The 19,717-nt window shown below is 64.0% G+C and carries 16 protein-coding genes; 9 read left to right on the top strand and 7 right to left on the bottom strand.

All coding sequences use genetic code 11. The features are described 5' to 3' along the window. Window positions 1-9: 9 nt before the first annotated feature. From EB230_RS32370 to EB230_RS32360, 3 genes are read left to right on the top strand one after another with little or no spacing between them, the layout of a single operon-like run. Entirely contained in the window at window positions 10-1,512 is a 1,503-nt protein-coding gene (locus EB230_RS32370; protein WP_056569987.1) for a CpaF family protein, read from the top strand. A 23-nt stretch (window positions 1,513-1,535) separates the two neighbouring features. Beyond that, window positions 1,536-2,549, top strand: coding sequence for a type II secretion system F family protein (locus EB230_RS32365; protein WP_056569988.1), 1,014 nt, complete (start codon window positions 1,536-1,538; stop codon window positions 2,547-2,549). A gap of 9 nt (window positions 2,550-2,558) precedes the next feature. Further along, window positions 2,559-3,584 (top strand): type II secretion system F family protein, encoded by a 1,026-nt coding sequence (locus tag EB230_RS32360; protein WP_056569991.1) that lies wholly within the window; start codon window positions 2,559-2,561, stop codon window positions 3,582-3,584. 81 nt (window positions 3,585-3,665) lie between these two features. Here EB230_RS32360 and EB230_RS32355 read toward each other — a convergent pair whose 3' ends face one another. Beyond that, complete coding sequence (locus EB230_RS32355) at window positions 3,666-4,487, bottom strand: tetratricopeptide repeat protein (protein WP_065005395.1); 822 nt, start codon at window positions 4,485-4,487, stop codon at window positions 3,666-3,668. A gap of 129 nt (window positions 4,488-4,616) precedes the next feature. Between EB230_RS32355 and EB230_RS32350 the strand changes: the two genes are divergently transcribed. From EB230_RS32350 to pdeM, 5 genes are all read left to right on the top strand, one after another. After that, window positions 4,617-5,981: a leucyl aminopeptidase family protein gene (locus EB230_RS32350; protein ID WP_172374946.1), complete on the top strand. Its 1,365-nt coding sequence runs from the start codon at window positions 4,617-4,619 to the stop codon at window positions 5,979-5,981. A 166-nt stretch (window positions 5,982-6,147) separates the two neighbouring features. Continuing rightward, complete coding sequence (locus EB230_RS32345) at window positions 6,148-6,498, top strand: MarR family winged helix-turn-helix transcriptional regulator (RefSeq protein ID WP_010913361.1); 351 nt, start codon at window positions 6,148-6,150, stop codon at window positions 6,496-6,498. Further along, window positions 6,482-7,387 carry an NlpC/P60 family protein gene (locus EB230_RS32340; protein ID WP_172374944.1) on the top strand — a complete coding sequence of 302 codons (906 nt, stop codon included), beginning with the start codon at window positions 6,482-6,484 and terminating at the stop codon, window positions 7,385-7,387. The genes EB230_RS32345 and EB230_RS32340 overlap by 17 nt, the downstream gene beginning before the upstream one ends. A gap of 102 nt (window positions 7,388-7,489) precedes the next feature. Beyond that, the gene (locus EB230_RS32335) at window positions 7,490-10,024 is read left to right on the top strand and encodes a ligase-associated DNA damage response DEXH box helicase (RefSeq protein ID WP_172374942.1); all 2,535 of its coding nucleotides are present in this window, start codon (window positions 7,490-7,492) and stop codon (window positions 10,022-10,024) included. Then, a complete protein-coding gene (pdeM, locus tag EB230_RS32330; protein WP_056569999.1) occupies window positions 10,021-10,737 on the top strand; it encodes a ligase-associated DNA damage response endonuclease PdeM in 717 nt (238 codons plus the stop codon). The genes EB230_RS32335 and pdeM overlap by 4 nt, the downstream gene beginning before the upstream one ends. A gap of 3 nt (window positions 10,738-10,740) precedes the next feature. On the opposite strand, the gene EB230_RS32325 is transcribed toward pdeM, so the two are convergent. From EB230_RS32325 to EB230_RS32315, 3 genes are read right to left on the bottom strand one after another with little or no spacing between them, the layout of a single operon-like run. Then, the gene (locus EB230_RS32325; RefSeq protein WP_065005394.1) at window positions 10,741-11,676 is read right to left on the bottom strand and encodes a DmsC/YnfH family molybdoenzyme membrane anchor subunit; all 936 of its coding nucleotides are present in this window, start codon (window positions 11,674-11,676) and stop codon (window positions 10,741-10,743) included. Between the two features lie 5 nt (window positions 11,677-11,681). Next, the gene (locus EB230_RS32320) at window positions 11,682-12,416 is read right to left on the bottom strand and encodes a 4Fe-4S dicluster domain-containing protein (protein WP_056570002.1); all 735 of its coding nucleotides are present in this window, start codon (window positions 12,414-12,416) and stop codon (window positions 11,682-11,684) included. Further along, the gene (locus tag EB230_RS32315; RefSeq protein WP_172374940.1) at window positions 12,413-15,343 is read right to left on the bottom strand and encodes a molybdopterin oxidoreductase family protein; all 2,931 of its coding nucleotides are present in this window, start codon (window positions 15,341-15,343) and stop codon (window positions 12,413-12,415) included. The genes EB230_RS32320 and EB230_RS32315 overlap by 4 nt, the downstream gene beginning before the upstream one ends. Before the next feature lie 269 nt (window positions 15,344-15,612). Between EB230_RS32315 and EB230_RS32310 the strand changes: the two genes are divergently transcribed. Then, window positions 15,613-16,515 carry a LysR family transcriptional regulator gene (locus EB230_RS32310; RefSeq protein ID WP_172374938.1) on the top strand — a complete coding sequence of 301 codons (903 nt, stop codon included), beginning with the start codon at window positions 15,613-15,615 and terminating at the stop codon, window positions 16,513-16,515. 17 nt (window positions 16,516-16,532) lie between these two features. Here the strand turns inward: EB230_RS32310 and EB230_RS32305 are convergent, their stop codons facing one another. The 3 genes from EB230_RS32305 to EB230_RS32295 all read right to left on the bottom strand — a co-directional run bounded on the left by EB230_RS32305 (window position 16,533) and on the right by EB230_RS32295 (window position 19,678). Next, the gene (locus tag EB230_RS32305; RefSeq protein WP_172374936.1) at window positions 16,533-17,789 is read right to left on the bottom strand and encodes an Hsp70 family protein; all 1,257 of its coding nucleotides are present in this window, start codon (window positions 17,787-17,789) and stop codon (window positions 16,533-16,535) included. Window positions 17,790-17,963: 174 nt separating this feature from the next. Further along, entirely contained in the window at window positions 17,964-18,755 is a 792-nt protein-coding gene (locus tag EB230_RS32300; protein WP_172374934.1) for a TIGR02186 family protein, read from the bottom strand. Further along, complete coding sequence (locus EB230_RS32295) at window positions 18,755-19,678, bottom strand: sulfite exporter TauE/SafE family protein (RefSeq protein WP_056570016.1); 924 nt, start codon at window positions 19,676-19,678, stop codon at window positions 18,755-18,757. The genes EB230_RS32300 and EB230_RS32295 overlap by 1 nt, the downstream gene beginning before the upstream one ends. Window positions 19,679-19,717 lie beyond the last annotated feature (39 nt).

Genomic DNA, 19,717 nt, shown 5'->3' with positions numbered 1-19,717 from the left:
TAGTCGATCATGTTCGGTAAAAGAGGCAACGACGACGGCAACCGGTTCACACCGGAATTCCGCCAACCAGCACCGGCGCCGGCCGCGCCGCCAGTCGCGGGTTCGACGGATACGGCGGTTCTTGGCCGGGCCGCGGCACCGCCGCCAAGCGCAACTGTCGCTCCACCAGCCCGGCGTGCGGTAGAGGCGCCACCCATCGCGCCGGAGGCGAGGCGGGGCCGCGAAAAGAGCGAGACCTACTACGACACCAAGAGCCAGGTTTTCTCGGCGCTCATCGACACGATCGACCTGTCGCAACTTGCCAAGCTCGAACCCGAAAGCGCGCGCGAGGAAATCCGCGACATCGTCAACGACATCATCGCGATCAAGAACTTCGCGATGTCGATCGCCGAGCAGGAAGAATTGCTCGAAGACATCTGCAACGATGTGCTTGGCTATGGGCCGCTTGAGCCATTGCTCGCCCGCGATGACATCGCCGATATCATGGTCAACGGGTCCAAGAACGTCTACATCGAAGTCAATGGCAAGGTCGAGCAGACCACCATTCGCTTTCGTGACAATCAGCAGCTTCTCAACATCTGCCAGCGCATCGTCAGCCAGGTCGGCCGCCGCGTTGATGAATCCAGCCCGATCTGCGACGCACGCCTTCCCGACGGCTCCCGCGTCAACGTCATCGCGCCTCCGCTATCCATCGATGGAGCCGCACTTACCATCCGAAAATTCAAGAAGGACAAGCTGACGCTCGATCAGCTGGTCAAGTTTGGCGCCATTTCTCCGCAGGGAGCCGAGGTTCTCAAGATCATCAGCCGCGTTCGCTGCAACATCGTCATCTCCGGCGGCACCGGCTCGGGCAAGACGACACTGCTCAACTGCCTGACCAACTATATCGACCGCGAGGAGCGCGTCATCACCTGCGAGGATTCGGCCGAACTGCAGCTGCAGCAGCCGCATGTCGTTCGCCTGGAGACCCGACCGCCCAACCTCGAAGGCGAAGGCGAAGTGACGATGCGCGACCTGGTCAAGAACTGCCTGCGCATGCGGCCCGAACGCATCATCGTCGGCGAGGTGCGCGGACCCGAAGTGTTCGATCTTCTGCAGGCGATGAACACCGGCCATGACGGCTCGATGGGAACGATCCACTCGAACAGTCCGCGCGAATGCCTGAACCGTATCGAATCCATGATCGCCATGGGCGGTTACTCGCTGCCGCAGAAAACCGTGCGCGAAATCGTCGTCGGCTCCATCGATGTGATCATCCAGGCGGCGCGTCTGCGCGATGGATCGCGTCGCATCACCCACATCACCGAGGTCATCGGGATGGAGGGCGACGTCATCATCACGCAGGATATCGTCCTCTATAACATCAAGGGCGAGGACGCCAACGGCAAGCTTCTGGGCGAGCACGTCTCGACCGGCATCGGCCGCCCGCATTTCTGGGACCGTGCCCGTTACTACGGCGAGGAGCAGCGCCTCGCCGTTGCGCTCGAGGCCATGGAGAAACGCGCTGACTGACGTGGCGTTGAGGGCTCTGCTCGATGTTTGGAATTGACGGCACCGTATTGGCGTTTGTCGTGCTCGCCGGCTTCAGCGCCGGCGCGGTCGCCTATGCATTCCTGTTCAACCAGATCAGCAATGAGAAACAGGCCGGCAAGCGGCTTGAAACGATCAAGGCGGCGGAAACGGACCGCTCCATCGTCAAGGCCACCCGCGACCGCGCCGCGGACGCGGCCAAGCGCCGTAAATCTGTGCAGGATTCGCTGAAGGAGCTCGACGAGAAGCAGAAAGCCAAGGACACCGCCGTCAAGAAGCCGCCGCTGAAGGCGCAAATCCGGCAGGCCGGGATGAAGGTTTCGATCGAGCGCTTTTACATCTATTCTGCCATATGCGGCCTCGCGCTGACCATGGTCGCATTCATGGCCGGGGCGCCGACGCTCGTCCTGCCGGGCGTGCTGCTGGCAGGCGCGCTTGGCCTGCCGCGCTGGTTCGTTTCGTTTCGCCGCGCCCGGCGCGTCAAGGCATTCCTCAACGAATTTCCAAACGCCCTCGACATCATCGTGCGCGCGGTCAAGTCCGGCCTGCCGCTGAACGATGCCGTGCGCCTGATCGCCAACGAATCCCCCGAGCCGGTGAAGACCGAGTTTCGCCGCATCGTCGACTCGCAGCAGATGGGCCTGTCGATCCCCGATGCGACCTTGCGCATGCCCGAAACCATGCCATGCACCGAGGCGAGTTTCTTCGGCATCGTCATCCAGATCCAGTCGCAGGCCGGCGGCAACCTGTCCGAGGCGCTGGGCAACCTCTCGCGCGTGCTTCGTGACCGCAAGAAGATGAAGGCCAAGGTCCAGGCGCTGTCCATGGAGGCGAAGGCGTCGGCCGCCATCATCGGCGCGCTGCCTTTCATCGTCGCCTTCCTAGTCTACCTTTCGAGCCCGCTCTACCTGATGCCGCTGTTCAACACCAGTGTTGGCAATCTGATCCTCGGCGTTTCCGCCGTCTGGATGTCGATTGGCATCTTCGTGATGCGCAAGATGATGAACTTTGATGTCTAGGGCCGCGGCATGAGTGAACAAGTCATCAAGTCACTGACGGATCCGGCGTTTCTGATCGCGGTGTTGGTCGCCATCGCCGTGTTCGCGACCGTCTTTACGCTGCTGCCGGCGCTTGGCGGCAACCAGCTCAAGGCGCGCATGAAAACGGTCGCGCTCGAGCGCGATGAGCTTCGCGCCAAGCAGCGCGCGCGGCTTGCCACCGAGGCAGATCGCCGCCGCAAGGGCCTGCGCGAACAACAGTCGATCGGCATGCGCAACATTGTCGACCGGCTAGACCTACGGCGCGCGCTTGCCGACGAGAACACCTTGCAGAAACTCAAGGTCGCCGGCTTTCGCGGGCAGAACCCGCTGACGCGATTCCTCTTCTTCCGTCTCGTGCTGCCCTTTGTCGGCTTCGCGCTGGCCCTGGTCTACATATTCGTGCTTGGAGGCTTGCCGGACAAACCACTGGTCGTGCGGCTGTTCGTCTGCGTCCTCGTAGCCTATGGCGGCTTCTACGCACCGGTTGTTTATGTCAACAACCGCGCCACCAAGCGCAAGCAGTCGATCCAGATGGCGTGGCCTGATGCGCTCGACCTGATGCTGATCTGCGTGGAGTCGGGCATGTCGGTGGAAGCCGCGCTGCGCAAGGTTGCCGACGAGATCGGCGCCCAGTCGGTGGCTCTGGCGGAAGAATTCATCCTCACCAACGCCGAGCTTTCCTATCTGCAGGAACGCAAGCAGGCCTATGAGAATCTTGCCAGCCGTACCGGCCTGGAATCGGTCAAATCGGTGTCGCAGGCGCTCGTCCAGGCCGAACGCTACGGCACGCCCGTGGCGCACGCGTTGCGCGTGCTTGCCGCCGAAAGCCGCGACATGCGTATGAACGCCGCCGAGAAGAAGGCCGCCGCCTTGCCGCCCAAACTCACCGTGCCGATGATCTTGTTCTTCCTGCCGGTGCTCTTCGCCATCATCCTGGGACCCGCCGGTATACAGGTCAGCCAGCGCGGCATCTTTGGCGATCATTCCGGGGCGCCGGCGTCGACCAGCCAGTAAAAATCGCGGCAGGTTCTCGCCCAAAGACAAAAGCCGCGCTGCATGCAGCGCGGCTTTCAACGTCTGTCGGCGAAATCGTTGTCAGTTGGTTGCCGGTTTCGCCTTGTCCTGGTCCTTGAGCTGGGTCCAGGCATTCTGCTGGGCCAGCATCTGCCTGAGATAGGCGACATTGGCCTGTGCCTGTTCGGGCGATAGCTCCTGCGAGGCGATTTTCTCGGCTTCGTCGAAACGGCCCTGCAGACCGACGACCAACGCCAGGTTCTGGCGCACACGGCTGTCGGCCCCGGGCTGCTGGGCGGCCGAGCGCATATAGGTCTCGGCGGTGCGCAGATCCCCTCCCAGCACATAGGACATGCCGAGATTGGAGAGAACCGAGGGCTCGTTCGGCTTGAGTTCGAGGGCCTTGCGGTAAAGCTGGCGCGCGTCGTCCTTCTGGCCGAGCTGGTCAAGGATGGCCGCCTCCGCCGAGACCAGCTTCCAGTCAGGGTATTCCGGCGTCTGCGCGCGACGCACGGCGTCGAGCGCTGCCTCGAACTGGCCGTTGGCGGCCAGCGCCTTGCCATAGGCGGCGAGCACGTCGCGGTCCTTGGGGTAAGCGATCGCCAGCTTGCGCATCACGGCGAGCGACTGGTCGGCATCGCCATCCATCTGCAACGCGGCCGCGAAATTGGTCGCGATTCGCTTGTCGTTGGGGTTCCTGGCGTAGGACTGGCCAAGGGCGGCCGTGGCATTGTGCAGTTCTCCGGCCGACATGGTCTCCAGCGGTTTGCCGCCGGTGCGGCCGATCGAGCCGGTGGTGAGCTTGTCGGTTCCGCAGCCGGCGACGCCCGCCGCGAGCGCCAGCATGAGGGCCGTGGTGACGAGCCGTTTTCCCCTGGCATTCACTGTGCGGTCGGTCGGCATCGCTACCCAAGCCTCCATTCATGCGCGGCCATTGCGTGGCCATCTTTCCTCCCGCAGAAATATTCTGTTAACCCTAACGGAGAGTTAAGAAACGCCGACTCGATTTGGGTTCGGCATGGAGAACATCGAATGCCTGTCGAACTCGTCGAGAAGAAATTGGACGGCGCGTTGCCGGTGCACCTGGTGGCCAGGGACGGTCTGGAGGCCGCGGGCCTTGCGCCGTCCATGATCGCCTGGGCCAGGGCCAATGGCTTTTCCGGCGAGGCAGGCAGGACGCTGGCCGTGCCCGGCCAAAACGGCGCGCTTGCCGGGGCCTTGTTCGGCATTGGAGACGGTGAGGGGGCGCTGGCACTGGGTGTATTGTCCAGAAACCTGCCGGAAGGCGACTGGCATTTCGCCGCGACGCCGGCCGAGCCGGAACTCGCGGCAATCGCGCTGGCGCTCGGCGGCTATGTCTTTACCCGCTACGGCAAGAAGTCAGGCAAGGCGCTGCGCTTCGATCTGCCGGCCGGTGCCGATGCGGGGCGTGTTCGCCGCATCGCCGATGGCGTCTTCCTGGCACGCGACCTGGTCAACACGCCGACCAGCGACATGGGACCGGACGATCTGGAGATGGCGGTGCGGACCTTGGCCGGGGTTCATGAAGCCGAAGTCTCCGTCATCAAGGGTGACGACCTGCTCGCCCAGAATTTCCCGATGATCCATGCCGTCGGCCGTGCCTCGACCAGCGCGCCGCGCCTGATCGACATGACATGGGGATCGAAGGCCGCGCCGAAGGTGACGCTGGTCGGCAAGGGCGTCTGCTTCGACACTGGCGGCCTCGACATCAAACCGTCATCGGGCATGCTGCTGATGAAGAAGGACATGGGCGGCGCTGCCAACGTGCTTGGCCTGGCCTCCATGATCATGGCCGCGGGATTGAACGTGCGGTTGCGGGTGCTGATCCCCGCGGTCGAGAATTCGATCTCAGGCAATGCTTTTCGACCGGGCGACGTGCTGGCGAGCCGCAAGGGCATCACGGTCGAGATCGGCAACACGGACGCCGAAGGGAGGCTCGTGCTGGGCGACGCGCTGGCGCTCGCCGACGACGAGGAACCGCAGCTCCTGGTCGACATGGCGACGCTCACGGGAGCCGCCCGTGTCGCGCTTGGCCCCGATCTGCCGCCCTTCTACACCGGTGACGAGGCACTGGCCTCGGATCTGGCGGCGGCTTCCGCCGCGGTCGAGGATCCGCTGTGGCGCATGCCGCTGTGGCGGCCTTACGATGCGAAACTGTCATCGAAGATCGCCGACATCAACAATGTCACCACGGACGGGTTCGCCGGCTCGATCACCGCTGCCCTGTTCCTCAAGCGCTTTGTCGAGAAGACCGCGAGCTGGGCGCATTTCGACATCTTCGCGTGGAACCCCGCCGACCGCCCGCATGGTCCTGCCGGCGGCGAAGCGCAGGGTATCAGGGCTTTGGAGCAGGTCATTTCGAGACGGTTTGGCTAATTCCAGGAAAAGCGTGAAACGGTTTCCGTCCGGAATTGCGCAAAACAAATAGTTAGAGCAGTTCGTCGTTTCCGTGAAATGGTGAACTGCTCCAGACCCGCCAACGGAGCCGGCAAATTGCTGAAACTGAAACGGAACCGAAACAATTTGGCGTCATGCTGGTGCGATGTCGATTGCGATGCGCCCGAGCCAGGCCTTGCGACTGTGGCAGCAAGTGATGCTGTCGCAGGTGCGCGACGACGCACCCGACCTGACCATGCGCCAGACGGCGATCCTGTTCACCATCTATCTCGATCCGCCGCCACACACGGTGCGCGGACTGGCTGCTCGCCTCAACGTCACCAAGCCCGTCATCACGCGCGCGCTCGACACGATGGGCGCGCTGAAGCTGGTCTCGCGCCATCGCGACGAACTCGACAAGCGCAATGTCCTGATCAAGCGAACGGTCGAGGGCGCGCTCTTTGTCGAGCGCTTCGGCGATGGTATCATTGCCAGGGCGCATGAACTGCCCATCTGACCACCAGCCATTTGACCGGATTGCCGATTTGACCGCCAGGGATGCCCGCCTTCACGCTTTCCGTGCCGACCTTGCCGACGCAAGGCTGAAGGGCGAGGTCGTCGCCGACCGCTTCGTCGCCGGCCGGCCGGCGCGGATTTCGGCATCGGTGGCCGATATCCGCAAGGCGCCCAGGGCGGATGCGGGCATCAACACGCAAGCCCTGTTTGGCGACGATGTGCTGGTTTTCGAGGATGCCGAGGGCTGGGCCTGGATCCAGGCCGAACGCGATGGCTATGTCGGCTATGTCGACGCAACCATGCTGGGCGGACGGGACCACGCGCCCACTCATATCGTTTCGGTGCCCCGCACCTTCCTCTACCCCGGCGCGGATCTGCGCTTTCCGATCGCGGGACGGCTATCAATGGGATCGACGGTGACCGTGACGGGGAGCGCCGAGACGCGCGGCACGCATTATGCCGTCCTGCCCTCTGGCGAGGCGATCATCGCGGGCCATTTGCGGCCCATCGGCGAAGTCGCCGCCGACTATGTCGCGGTGGCCGAGGCCTTTCTTGGGACACCGTATCTTTGGGGTGGCGCGTCCGGCTTCGGCATTGACTGTTCGGGCCTCGTGCAACTGGGGATGCGCATGGCTGGCCGGGACGTGCTGCGCGATTCCGACATGCAGGCGGCAAGCATCGGCGAGCCGCTCGATCCAGGCCCGGACCATGCCGGATTGCGCCGGGGCGACCTCGTTTTCTGGAAAGGTCATGTCGCGGTCATGACCGATACCGAGACCATGATCCATGCCAATGGCCACACCATGCTGGTCTCGCGCGAAGGGCTGAAGGATGCCATCGCCCGCATCGGGTACCTCTATGGCGGCCCGACGGGGTTCCGGCGGCCGTAAGCTTCTTCCTCCTCCCGTATGGTGACGGGGAAGAGCGCTCCTCGATCCCCTTTTGTTCCGATTTCCCTTGGCGATTGCCCGTGGCCGCGCTACCTCTGGCGCGTGACAGTTGAGCCGCGCCTTGCCGAACAGAATGCCACCGTGGCCCTGCCCGAGCCATTCCTCAGATGGTTCGCGGAGAAGGGCTGGTCGCCGCGCGCCCATCAGATCGAATTGTTGGCGAAGGCTCAAAGCGGGCAATCGGTGCTGCTGATCGCGCCGACCGGGGCTGGCAAGACGCTGGCCGGCTTCCTGCCCTCGCTGACCGAACTGGCCGTCAGGCCAAGGCGAAGGCCGGGGCAGGCGCATCGCGGCATACACACGCTCTACATCTCGCCGCTCAAGGCGCTGGCCGTCGACATCGAGCGCAATCTCGGCAAGCCGGTCGAGGAGATCGGGTTGCCGATCAGCATCGAGACACGCACCGGCGACACGCCGTCGCACAAACGCCAGCGGCAGAAGCTGGTGCCGCCCGATATTCTGCTGACCACCCCCGAGCAACTCGCGTTGCTGATCGCTGCCGGCGATGCCAGGCGCTTCTTCGAGGACCTGCGCTATGTCGTGCTCGACGAACTGCATTCCCTGGTGACATCGAAACGCGGCCATCTGCTGGCGCTCGGCCTGGCGCGGCTGCGCAGCTTTGTGCCCGGCCTGCAGACAATCGGCCTGTCGGCGACGGTGGCCGAACCGGACGAGTTGCGGCGCTGGCTGGTCAGCCAGAATCCACCCGGCGACATGTCAGAATTGATCGTCGTCACGGGTGGCGCGAAGCCTGAGATCTCCATCCTCGATTCCGAAGAACGCGTGCCATGGGCAGGGCATTCGGCCCGCTACGCCACGCCGGAGATCTATCGCGAGATCAAGCGCCACAAGACGACGTTGCTGTTCGTCAACACGCGCAGCCAGGCGGAGCTGCTGTTCCAGGAACTGTGGCGGGTCAACGAGGACACCTTGCCGATCGCGCTTCATCACGGCTCACTCGATGTCGCCCAGCGCCGGCGCGTAGAGAAGGCGATGGGCGAGAACGCGCTGCGTGCCATCGTCGCCACCTCGACGCTCGATCTCGGCATCGACTGGGGTGATGTCGATCTGGTCGTGCATGTCGGCGCGCCGAAGGGGGCGAGCCGGCTGGCGCAGCGCATCGGCCGCGCCAACCACCGCATGGACGAACCGTCAAAGGCGATCCTCATCCCCGCCAATCGCTTCGAGGTGCTGGAATGCCGGGCCGCGCTCGACGCCAACTATCTCGGTGCACAGGATACACCCCCGCTGGTCGATGGCGGTCTCGACGTGCTGGCGCAGCATGTGCTCGGCTGCGCCTGTGGCGCGCCCTTCCGCGCCGATGATCTGTTCGAGGAGGTGCGAACGGCGGCACCCTATGCCAGCCTCGATCGGCCAACCTTCGACCGCGTCATCGATTTCGTCGCCACCGGCGGCTACGCGCTGAAGAACTATGAGCGTTACGCCCGGATCCGCCTGAACAAGGATGGCCTATGGCGGGTTTCCAATCCGCGCGTCGCCCAGCAATACAGGCTCAATGTCGGCACCATCATCGAAGTGCCGGCGCTCAACGTGCGTTACGTCAAGGCTGGCAGCAAAGGCTCGGCTACGCGAGGCGGCAGCGTTCTCGGCAAGATCGAGGAGGCCTTCCTCGAAACGCTGACGCATGGCGACACCTTCATGTTTGCCGGCAAGGTGCTGCGCTTCGAAGGCATTCGCGAGAACGAATGTTTCGTCTCGAACGCGCCCGGCAGCGATGCCAAGGTGCCCTACTATGGCGGCGGCAAGTTTCCGCTTTCGACCTATCTCGCCGAACAGGTCCGCATCATGCTGGACGATCCGCAGCGCTGGAAGAAGCTGCCCGAGCAGGTGGCCGACTGGCTGCGATTCCAGGCCGACAAATCGGTGCTGCCCAAACGCGATGACCTGCTGATCGAGACCTTTCCGCGCGGCAACCGCTATTATCTCGTCGCCTATCCCTTCGAGGGCAGGCTGGCCCACCAGACGCTCGGCATGTTGCTCACCCGCCGTCTCGACAGGGCAGGCGCACGACCACTCGGCTTCGTCGCCACTGACTATGCGCTGGCCATATGGTCGCTGGGCGACATGGGTGCGATGTTCAAGGCCCGCAAACCGTCGCTCGGTGCCCTGTTCGACCAGGACATGCTGGGTGACGATCTCGAAGCCTGGCTGGCCGACAGCTGGCTTCTCAAGCGCACCTTCCGCAACTGCGCTCTGATTTCGGGGCTGATCGAGAAACGCCACCCGGGTCAGGAGAAAAGCGGCCGCCAGGTCACCGTGTCGACCGACCTCATCTACGACGTGCTGCGCAGCCACGAACCGGACCATATCCTGCTTCAGGCGACACGCGCCGATGCGGCGGCCGGTTTGCTCGATGTCAGCAGACTTGCCGACATGCTCTCGCGCATCCAGGGTCGAATCATGCATAAGAATCTGGAGCAGATTTCGCCGCTCGCCGTGCCCATCATGCTCGAGATCGGCAAGATGCCGGTGAACGGCGAAGCCGACGAAACCCTGTTGATGGACGCGGCGACACTGGTCGAGGAGGCCATGGGGCCGGAGATGGTCAAGGAATGAATTTTTCGCTGGCGCGCACGTCGCTGATTGGTGAGGCCGACCTTGTCGGTATCGCCGGCGAGCGCGCGGTCTGCGATCCGCGCGGCGTGCTCTATTTTCCCGAGTTTCGGCTTCTGGCGGTGTCCGACCTGCACCTGGAAAAGGGCTCGTCGCTGGCAAGGCGCGGCACGCTGATCCCGCCTTACGACACCGGCGCGACCTTGCTGCGGCTGCAAGCGGTGATCGCGGATTATCAGCCTTCGATCGTCATCAGCCTGGGCGACAGCTTCCACGATGGCGGTGGCGCCGAGCGCATGCATGCAAGCTTCCGCGAGCGGCTGGAAGCGCTGATGGCAGGTCGCGACTGGTTCTGGGTCGCCGGCAATCATGATCCGGAAGCGCCGGCCGACCTGCCCGGCGAAACGGTGCGTGAACTTGCCATCGGTTCGTTGCTGTTCCGGCACGAGCCATCCAAGATGCGCGTCGAGGGCGAGATTTCAGGCCATCTGCACCCTTGCGCGCGGATCGTGCAACAAGGCCGCTCGGTGCGCAGGCGCTGCTTTGCCGGCGATGGCGGCCGCATGATCATGCCGGCCTTCGGCGCGTATACTGGTTCGCTCAATGTGCTCGACCGCGCCTATGCCGGCCTGTTCCGGCTGGAGACGCTGATGGCTTACATGCTTGGCACCCAGCGCATCTTCGCGATTTCCGGTTCGATGCTGCGGCCGGGCTGACTGTCAACGGCCGTAATAAAGGGTGACCGTATGCTTCGCCTCGGCGAAGAACAGCCAGCGCTCGACCAGCATGCCGGTGAACTGGACGATCGCCGCGAACCCTGAAAACACCGCCGCAAAGGGCCAGGGCAGGACGAAGGCGGCGGTGAGCAGCAGGACGGGCAGAGCGAAGGCCAGCAACTGCGTGATCCGGCGCAGCTTCGCACCGTGCTTGCGCGCGATGCGAAAGCCCATTTCCTTGAGCAGGTAGTTTTCCTCGGTATGCGGCCATTCCAGCGACCGCACCGTCCCGCCGGCCAGACCGGTCGCGGTGTTGGCGGTGGTTGGGATCTCGAGCCGGTCATTGTGCCGCCAGGTCGCGAGCTTCCAGCCCCAGCCGAACACCGTCAACAGCACGCACGCCGCCAGAAGCATTTTCGAGCCGATCGCAAAGCCCTGGCATAGTGCGTTCAGAAGCACACTGCCGGTCATTGCCGCGAAGATCAGATAGGCCGGCAAAGTGTAGCGGCTATGCCACTGGGCAATCGGCTTCAGTGACGCATAGATCATCCCTGTGGTGCAGACCGTGACGATCGCACCGATGGCGGCCAGCAATCCGGCAATGGCCACCCAGCCATCGGTGTGGCCCAGGAACACCCAGCCGATGCCGAACAGTCCCGCCGGGATGAAGGTAATGACCGACGACACGCCTTCGCGCGACAGCCAGGAACTGCGCCACTGCGAGAACGCTCGCCAGGCGCGCTCGGGTCGGCCGAGATGACCGGTCGAGGACAACAGTCCCGCCGCGATCAGGCCGAGCGCCAGCGCCAGGCCGACGAGGCCGAGCCAGAAATCGGCCGGGATGATCTGGAGCCCACCGAGCACGCCAAGCAGCGCGAGCAGGCCGTAGCCGGCCCCCGTGGCGGTGGTGAAGAAGACAACGGAGAAGGCTGGATGCATGGATGTCAGTTCGAAAGCATGCGGTCGACCCAGCCGAGGAAACCGCCTTCGGCCCGCACCGGCTCCAGTGCGGGGGCTGTCACCGATGCGGCGCGTTGCGTATGGGCGCGCGGGGGCAGGTATTTGTTGGTCGGGCGATAGCCGAGTTCCGGCATCAGGTCGACCCCGCCGCGCTCCGCCACCAGTTGCGAGACAGCCGAGAGGGGATCGCCGAGATCGCCGAAGTGCCGCGCGCTTGTCGGGCAGGCGGCGACGCAGGCCGGCACGCGGTCCTCCTCGGCCAGATTGTCGTTGTAGATGCGGTCGACGCAGAGCGTGCATTTCTTCATGACGCCGACATCGGTGTCGAATTCGCGCGCGCCATAGGGACAGGCCCAACTGCACAATTTGCAGCCGATGCACTTGTCCTCGTCGATCAGCACGATGCCGTCCGAGGCCCGCTTGTAAGAGGCGCCGGTCGGGCAGACGGTGACACAGGCCGGCGTCTCGCAATGCAGGCAAGAGCGGGGGAAGTTCACCGTGCGCCCACCCATCTCGGTGGTGTGCTCATAGCTGTGCACGCGGTTGAACCAGACGCCGTCGACATTGCCACCATAGGGATCGATATCGGTCAGCGGCGCCATGTGGCCGCCGGTGTTCCATTCCTTGCAGGCGGTGACGCAGGCCTGGCAGCCGACGCAGGTGTCGAGATCGATGACAAGGCCGAGCTTTTTGCCGGTTTGACTTGGCAGACAGGTCATTCGGCCGCCTCTCGTGCTCGGCGAAACTCGGCGCCGAAAGTCAGCTTGTCGGGCGAGGGTTCGAAATGCGGCGGCTGGCGGAATCGCTCGAATTGCGGCTCGGTGAAGCCGGCTTCCTCATCAGCGCATTTGACGATGCGCACACGCAGGTCGAACCATGCCGCCTGGCCGGTCACCGGATCGGAGTTGGAGTAGCGCTTGCCCTGCGCGTCGGCCGAGGTCTGGTCGCCGATGATGTGGTTGAGCAGGAAGCCGCGATTGCTCTCGGCGGCATCGTCCTTCAACCCCCAACTGCCGCGCCTTTTGCCGATCGCGTTCCAGGTCCAGACCGTGCTTTCGTTTACCCCGTCGATCAGCTTGATCTGCCCCTTCACTCTGCCATTGATGCTTTCGATCCAGACCCAGTCGTCGTCCACCAGACCGAGGCTGGCGCCGGTCCGGTGATGCAAGAACAGCCGGTTCTGGCTGGTGATCTGCCGCAGCCACGCATTCTGCGAGCCCCAGGAATGATACATGTGCATCGGCCGCTGCGTCAGCGCGTGCAGTGGGTATCTTTCAAGGTCGACGGCCGCTTCCTCGAAGGGCTTGTACCAGAACGGCAGCGGGTCCATGTAGGTCTCGATGCGCTGGCGTTCGCTCTCGGGCGGCACCACGCGGCCATGGCCGCGCGCGGCGAGTCGAAAACGCTGCATCGGCTCGGAATAGAGCTGGAAGATGATCGGCTCGGCCTTGGGGATAAAACCCATCTGCACCGCGAAATCGAGATAGGAGCGGTTGGCCATCTTGTAGTAGCGCTGGTCGTCGGCAAAGTCGTGGTGCCAGAAGCCGCCATTGTCGATGTAGCGCTGCAACTGGTTCGGATTGGCCTCGCCCTTGCCGATCGACGTCCCGTCCTTGCCGCGCCAGCCGGCAAGCGGTCCGATGCCTGATGTGCGCTCGTGGTTGACGATGTAGTCCGCATAGTCGGCATATTTGGCCGTTCCGTCGTCATTGACGAAGCCGGGGAGTCCCAGCCGCGCGCCCAACTCGATCAGCACCGACTGGAACGGCCTGACGTCGCGGTCCGGCTCGACGACGGGATGGCGGATGGCATCGCCCGGCCCGTCGGCGTGGCTGATCGGCCGGTCGAGCAGGCTGATGCAGTCATGGCGTTCGAGATAGGTGGTGTCGGGCAGCACCAGATCCGCGAACGGCACGGTCTCGGAATAATAGGCGTCGGAATAGATGATGAAGGGAATCTTGTAGTTCCCGGCCCCGTCATGGTCGGTCAGCATGGCAATCGTCTCGACGGTGTTCATCGAGGAATTCCAGGCCATGTTCGACATGTACATCATCAGCGTGTCGATCGGGTAGGGATCGCCCGCCCAGGCATTGCGGATGACGGTGTGCATCAGGCCGTGCGCCGCCAGCGGCGCGTCCCAGGAGTAGGCCTTGTCGATGCGGGTCGGCGTGCCGTCTTCATCGACCAGCAGATCGTCAGGCCCACAGACGAAGCCGAGCGGCATGCCGTCGAGCGGCGTCATCGGCTTGACGGTCTTGCCGGCGGGTTTCGGGCCAGGCGGCGCCGATCTGGGGTAGGGCGGCTTGAAGCGGAAGCCGCCTGGAACGTCCACCGTGCCCAGCAGCACCTGCAGCAGGTGGATGGCGCGGCATGTATGAAAACCGTTCGAATGGGCGGAGATGCCACGCATGGCATGCATCGAAACCGGCCGACCTTTGATCGTTTCGTGCCGCCGCCCGGCCCAGTCGGTCCAGGCAACCGGCAGTTCGATCGCCTGTTCGAAGGCGACATGGGCGAGTTCGGCGGCGATCCCGCGGATCGTATCGGCGGCAATGCCGCAGCGCTCGGCGACCGCATCGGGGGCGTAGCTTTCGTCAAGATATCGGTCGGCGATCAGCTGGAACACCGGCGTGCAGCGGCGTCCGTTGACTTCGAAGCTGCCGGTCAGCGCCGGCTTCGCCTCCGGGTCGGTTGCCTTGACGGCGGTCTTCGCCACCCTGTCCCAGGCCAGCGGATTGCCGTCGGCATCCCTGACGAACAGCCCGTCGTCGGAGGCGCCAGGCTCCTGCACGACGAGGATATGGGAGTTGGTGTAGCGCAGCAAATAATCGAGATCGACGCGGCCAGCCTTCAACAGCTCGTGGATGAGCGCGAAGACGAACAGGCCATCCGTGCCGGGCCGGATGCCGATCCAGTCGTCGGCAATGGCATTGTAGCCGGTCCGGCACGGATTGATCGAGACCACCTTGGCGCCACGCGCCTTGAGTTTGCCGAGGCCGATCTTGATCGGGTTGGAATCATGATCCTCGGCGACGCCGAACAGCATGAAATATCGCGTGTTGTCCCAGTCGGGCTCGCCGAACTCCCAGAACGAGCCGCCGATCGAGTAAAGGCCTCCGGCCGCCATGTTGACCGAACAGAAGCCGCCATGGGCGGCGAAATTCGGCGTGCCGAACTGGCTCGCCCACCAGCCAGTCAAGGATTGCGACTGGTCGCGGCCGGTGAAGAAGGCGAGCTTTTTCGGATCGTTCCGGCGTATCTTCGAAAGCCGCTCTGTGGCGATGGAAAAGGCTTCTTCCCACTCGATCTCGCGAAACTCGCCGGAGCCGCGCGGGCCGCTGCGCAGCAATGGCTTCTTCAGCCGGGCCGGGCTGTAGTGCTGCATGATGCCGGAACTGCCCTTGCCGCAGATCACGCCGCGATTGACCGGATGGTCCTTGTTGCCGTTGATGTAGCGGACCTTGCCGTCCTTGATGTGCACGTCGATGCCGCAGCGGCAGGCGCACATGTAGCAGGTGGTCTTGGCGATGCTGTCGGAAATGCCAGGCGACGTCTCGACACCGTCACCTTCATCAGGTGCGCGTGTGTCGGCAAGCGGGCGTTGCGATGGTGCCGAATTCGCGCCGCGCGGCGGTCGGTGCCTCATGATCCGGCGGAACCCCCGGACTTGGCCCGCGTCTTCGGCCCGGGGCCGCGCATATAGTGTTCCTCCGGATGATAGCGATCGCCGGCCAGCCGCCGCCTTATGCCACGGGCCCAATGGGCAAGCAGGGATCTGAACCGCCCGATCATTTTATTCGCTGCGACCTGAAGGCCAATTTTTTCTAACTTCGCCCGAAAAAGTAGAATAAAGACATCGATCCGTCTAATCAGTTGTTCTTGTAAATTCGATCGATATTGGTTCTTAATGCGCCCATGACCCTGGATCAGTTGCGCATTTTCGTCGCCGTCGCCGAGCGCGGCCACATGACCAAGGCGGCGGAGCTTTTGGGCATTTCCCAGTCGGCGGCATCGGCCGCCATTCGCGCGCTTGAAGAGCAGCACGGCGTCCATCTGTTCAACCGCGTCGGCCGCAACATCGAGCTTGCCCAGACTGGTCACCGGTTCCTGCCGGAGGCCAAGGCCGTGCTGGAGCGCGCCGCCGCCGCGCGCAATGTGCTGGAACATGTCTCTCAGACGGTCGCCGGCAGTCTGTCGATCGCCGCCAGCCTGACCATTGCCAGCTACTGGCTGCCGCGCCGGCTGGCGTCCTTCCACGAGGCCTATCCCGCGGTGCGGCTGAGCGTCAGCATCGGCAACACAAGGCAGGTCGAGGCCAGTGTGCTGGATGGAACCGCAGATCTCGGGCTGGTCGAGGGGCGCACCGAATCCGATATCTTGCGCCGCGCCAAGGTCGATACCGACCGGCTGATGCTGGTGGTTGCCGCCTCCCATCCCGGGATTACCGAAATTGCACCGGGCCGTCCGGATATCAGGGGCTTGCGCTGGATCATTCGCGAGGGCGGTTCGGGCACGCGCGAGGTGCTGGAGGACCTGGCGCGGCGCGAGGGGATTTCGCTTGCCGATTTGCAGATATTCCTGGTGCTGCCCAGCAATGAAGCCGTCCGCCAGGCGGTCGAGGCGGGTGCCGGCGCCACCATCATTTCGGAACTCGTCGTCGGACGCGCCGTGGCTGAGGGCAGTCTGAGGGCCGTGCCGATTGAACTGCCGAAGCGCGACTTCGCCATGATCACGCACCGCGATCGGCAGGCGAGCCTGGCCCAGATGGCGCTGAAGGCACATCTGGCTACAGAGATGAACGGGTCTGCGCCGGGGTAGGATATCAGTGAACCCGTTCAGCCGAACTTGCGCTGGGCGTCCAGAGCCAGGCCAAGCCCGACCGAACCGAACATGTCGCCGTCGATGACGGAAGCGTGCGGCACCAGCGACAGGATTTCCCGCCTCGCCAGCGGGATCGCGGTCGAGCCGCCGGTCAGGAAGACCGCCGTGATGTCGGCCGGCCTGACCTGCGCGTCGCGGATGGTCTCAGCCACCGTTGCGGTGACGCGCTCGATGTCCCTGGCGATCGTGGCGTCCAGCCCGTCGCGCGTGATCTCGGCGGCGAACTCCACGTCTGATAGCCTCACCGCGACTTCCGCCGATGACTGGTCGGTCAGCTCGATCTTGGCCTTTTCGACCAATGCCGCCAGCGCGTGCCCGTAGCGGTGCTCGACGATGTGGATGAAGCGGTCGACCAGATCGGCGCGCGCGGCCTCGTAGCGGATCTGGCGCAGATACGTCATCGCCTTGGCGGTGTAGACCAGGTTGATGCGCTGCCATGTCGCGAGATCGATGAAATAGCTGGCCGGCAGATTGCGCTTGCCGTCCCTGGTTGGGGAGAGATAGCCGAGCTGCGGCATGACATGGGCTATGCTGAGCAGCCGGTCGAAATCCGTACCGCCAATATGGACACCCCGGCTGGCCAGGATGTCGTCCTTGCGGTCCGGGGATCGGGCCCGCTCGGGCGAGACGCGCACGACAGAGAAATCCGACGTGCCGCCGCCCATGTCGATGATCAGCGCCAGTTCCTCGCGCGTCACCCTCTGCTCATAGTCGAGCGCCGCCGCGATCGGCTCGAACTGGAAGGCGATCTGCTTGAAGCCCTGCGCGTGCGCGGCCTTTTCCAGGTCGCTCTGGGCATTGGCGTCGGCTTGCGCGTCGTCATCGACGAACTGCACCGGGCGGCCGAGCACCACGGTCTCCACCTGGTCGCCGCCATCCTCCTCCAGCCTTTTCCTGAGATGTCCGAGGAACAGGCCGATGATCTCCATGAAGCCGATCGAGCGCGCCTTGATGCGTGTCTTTTCATGCGCCAGCGAACTGCCGAGCACGCTCTTCAGCGAACGCATCAGCCGGCCTTCCACGCTGTCGGTGTAGTTGGCGATCGCCTGGCGGCCAAAGAAGATGCGGCCATCCTCGAAATTGAAGAACACGGCACTCGGCAGCGTGACCTGGCCGTCCTCAAGCGTGACGAGGCGAGGTTGCCCGTTGCGGACCACGCCGACAGTGGAGTTCGAAGTGCCGAAGTCGATGCCGGCGAATGCTGGTCGCAAGGCAGCCTCCTGTCATTGGCGCCAGGCAGTGGATCGGCGCTCGCTGTAGACGCGTGCGCTGCGGTTTCGGGCGACCGAACCACTTTGCCGAATTGAATTGTGCGTGCTTGCCCGGTGGGCGGGGAGGTGCGGTCTATAGCATGAGGCGGGAAAGGGAAACCCCCTTTGGGATGCCTAGTCCTTGCGGAAGACCAGCCTGCCGAGCCAGCCTGTCAGCATGGCCAGCGATATGGCGAAGACGCCATAGAGGAAGGAGTAGTCGTGGGCGACCCGGAAGATCGACTGTTCGAAGCCGGACTTGCGGATTTCGAGCTGGGCCGAGCTCTCCTTGATGAACAGGCCGCTCCTGAACAGGAAGGCGCGCGCCTTGTGGGTGCCGACCGGCACATTCGGCGCAAGCCTGACGGTGGCGCGGAACAGGTTCTGCGACAGGAATTGCACCCCGCCGACATTTTCGCTGTAGAGGCCGGTCGCGGCCTTGCGTTCGCGCAATGCCGCGGTGAATTCCTGGATCGTTGCCGGACTGTCGCCGGCGTCGGCGGGCTGCATATAGAGGTTGGAGGCGCCGAGCGACAGCTGCTTGTAGCTGTTCGGTTCGGTGATGTCCTGCAGCGGCCGCGTCGTCGCCACCGAATAGGACATCGGCACGTTCTCGAAGGTTTCGGAATCGAGATTGACCCACACGCCAAGCACCCGGTCCTTGCGGCGCACCACCACCGGTCGCGGCGGGCCTTCGAGCACGACGATGACATCGTAGCGGTTCTGACGGGCTATAAGCGGGTCGGGATTTTCCAGCGAACCGAAGATAGTCAGGTCGGCGCCGGAAAAGCCGGCGGTGATCGAGACATTGTCGGTGGAGAGCCCGATCTGGATGCCTTCCGGCAGGGGCGACTGTGCCTTCGCCGGTGCGGCGACTGCAAGCAGTGACAGGAGGATGGCGGCTGCGAACGCTTTCGGGCCCGTCATCAGTTGAGGCCCACGCCGGACAGCGAATAGAGATTGGGCGGGGTGACGAAGAGATCGATGGCGAGCCTGATCGCCACGGCCAGCACCAGCAAGGCCAGCAACGCCCTGAGTTGCTCGCCGCGCAGCCTCTGGCCGGCCTTGGCGCCATATTGCGCGCCGGCCACGCCACCCGCCATCAACAGGAAGGCCAGCACGACATCGACCGTCTGGTTGGTGGTGGCGTGGACCAGCGTTGTATAGGCGGACGTGAAGATGATCTGGAACAGTGAGGTGCCGATAACGACATTGGTCGGAACCTTGAGCAGATAGATCAGCGCCGGCACCATGATGAAGCCGCCACCGACGCCCATGATCGACGAGAGGAAGCCGATGCCCGCGCCAAGGCCAAGCACCGGGATGACGCTGACGAACAGCTTCGACGCCCTGAAGCGCATCTTCAGCGGCAGCCGGTGGATCCAGTTGTGCTGGCCGGATTTCTTCAACACCGGGGCGGCACCGCTGCGTGTTGCGCGCAGTGCATTGATGCTTTCGACCAGCATCAGTCCGCCGACCGTGCCGAGCAGCACGACATAAAGCAGCGAGATGAACAGGTCGAGCTGGCCAAGCCGGCGCAGGAAGGCGAAGACGTAGATGCCGGCGGTGGAGCCGACGATGCCGCCGGCCAGAAGCACGCCGCCGAGCTTGAAGTCGAGCGTGCCTCGCTTCATGTGAGAAAGGACGCCGGAGACGGAAGAGGCGATGACCTGGTTGGCGCCCGTGGCAACCGCGATCGCCGGGGGAATGTTGTAGAAAATCAAGAGTGGCGTGATGAGGAACCCGCCACCGACGCCGAACATGCCCGACAGGAAGCCCACCGCCGCGCCCATGGCCAGCAGCACGAAGACGTTGACGGAAATTTCCGCAATCGGGAGATAGATGCCCACCCGTCAGTCTCGATCAGTTTGCCTGTCGGCGAATACAGC

The sequence above is a fragment of the Mesorhizobium sp. NZP2234 genome (genome assembly GCF_013170765.1).
In the GTDB taxonomy this organism is placed as follows: domain Bacteria; phylum Pseudomonadota; class Alphaproteobacteria; order Rhizobiales; family Rhizobiaceae; genus Mesorhizobium; species Mesorhizobium loti_D.
Note: the sequence above shows the minus strand (reverse complement) of the source record. Positions and strands in the feature narration are given on the sequence as shown.